The organism is Dellaglioa sp. CoH-55-MRSF-7 (assembly GCF_056782235.1).
This window is the reverse complement of the sequence record NZ_JBXAYI010000184.1, coordinates 1-258: the sequence shown is the minus strand read 5'-3', so window position 1 is coordinate 258 and position 258 is coordinate 1. Positions and strand designations below refer to the sequence as shown.

Genomic DNA, 258 nt, shown 5'->3' with positions numbered 1-258 from the left:
CATGTACAATGCGTTCTCCGGCATCGGTGATGCGTTCAAGGGCGTTGGTGAGTTCTTTGCGGGTGGCGACGATGATGACGTGAAAGCCCGGTTGATCCTGCTGGTTGTGGGTCTTGTCGTGCTCTCGCTGATCGCGGGTGGTGTCCTGGCCGCCATCCTCATCAAGAAGTATGCGGGGCGGCTTCCGCTTCCGGAACGTGAGTCCGTGAAATTCGGCCGCTGATTGGCCTGATGTAAAGAAAAGGGATTGTGCTTGAC

At 57.0% G+C, this 258-nt stretch carries 1 protein-coding gene; it reads left to right on the top strand.

Features of this window, described 5'->3' with window-relative positions; translation table 11 throughout:
- Positions 1 to 223, top strand: a 223-nt coding sequence (locus tag AC1RPU_RS08335; RefSeq protein WP_481769702.1) for a hypothetical protein, incomplete at its 5' end; no start/stop codon positions are given.
- Positions 224 to 258 lie beyond the last annotated feature (35 nt).